Below are 1,177 nucleotides of genomic sequence, written 5' to 3'. Positions count from 1 at the left end.
TGCGGGTGCGGGTGCGGTGGGTGCGGGTGTGGGGTAGGGCGGGACGGGTCAGGTGTTGGGGCGCTGGCGTGGACGGGTTTTTGGGGGTTGGGGGGTGATGCCGCCGGCGCGCCGGGCGGGGGCTGGGGCTGCGCAAGCAGGCGATGTAACTTATTTCATAAAGGCTCGGGTCGGCTGTTGGTGGCCGCTGCCCTGCCGTCGCCGGGGGCTGGTCGCTCCGGGGGCGGCCCCCGTGACCGTGGTCCGCTGTTCGCCGTGGCCGTGCCGCTACTGTCCGCACTGGCTCGCCGCCTCCTGGCCGCCCGTCCGGCCCTTCCCGATGGCTACTGTCGCCGCTGCTGTCCGGCCGGCGGGGGTGAGCTGGGGCCTTCGGTCGTCGGCGGGTGGGGCGACCGAGTTACCGCTCATGAGAGTTGCAATATAACAGCGAATGCTGTAACTTATTCCTAGTCCTGCTCGTGTCTCCGCGCTTCGCGGGGTCGGCCAGCCAGCCCAGTACTTGATCTACCCTCTTGGAGAATTCATGCGCCCGGTTCCGCTCAACCTCGGTGTTCTGAACACCGCGACCAAGTACCCGTCGATCCCGACGTACCACCAGCTCGATCCTCGCAACGGTGGCCTGCTCGAAACCCCGACGCCGTTCACTGGCGAGGTGGTGCTCACCGAGAAGGTGGACGGCACGAACGGGAGGATCATCCTGCTCGAAGACGGTGACTTCTTCATCGGCTCCCGCGAAGAGCTGCTGTATGCCAAGGGCGATCGGATTGCCAACCCGGCGCAGGGCATCGTCAACGCTCTCAAGCCTCTCGCCGAGCGGCTCAGCACGGGGGTCCGGTTTACCGGCGCGGGCATCACCGTCCTGTACCTGGAGGTGTACGGAGACAAGATCGGCAGCGCGGCTAAGCAGTACCAGGGCAGCGGACTCATCGGGTGCCGCCTTTTCGACGTGGCGAACGTGCCGATCTCCGTGCTCGACCGGACCGTGGCCCAGGTGTCCACCTGGCGGGAGAACGGAGGCCAGCAGTGGTGCGAGGAGCCGGATCTGCTGGACTTCGCTGCTGCCGAGGGCCTCTCGCTCACCCCGCGTCTCGGCGCCGTGCCTGCCTCGTCGCTGCCTTCGAGCATCGAGGACGCGCACCGGTGGTTGGGTGAGGTCATTCCCGCCACTCGGGTCGCG

The 1,177-nt window shown here is 67.6% G+C and carries 1 protein-coding gene; it reads left to right on the top strand.

The window, feature by feature from the left end; all coding sequences use genetic code 11:
* Positions 1 to 523: 523 nt before the first annotated feature.
* Positions 524 to 1,177, top strand: a 654-nt coding sequence (locus AA75_RS23855; protein WP_033822253.1) for an RNA ligase family protein, incomplete at its 3' end; no start/stop codon positions are given.

This window comes from Kitasatospora sp. MBT63 (assembly GCF_000710465.2).
Taxonomy (GTDB): domain Bacteria; phylum Actinomycetota; class Actinomycetes; order Streptomycetales; family Streptomycetaceae; genus Kitasatospora.
The sequence above is the reverse complement of the archived record's forward strand: the minus strand, read 5'-3'. Positions and strand labels throughout refer to the sequence as shown.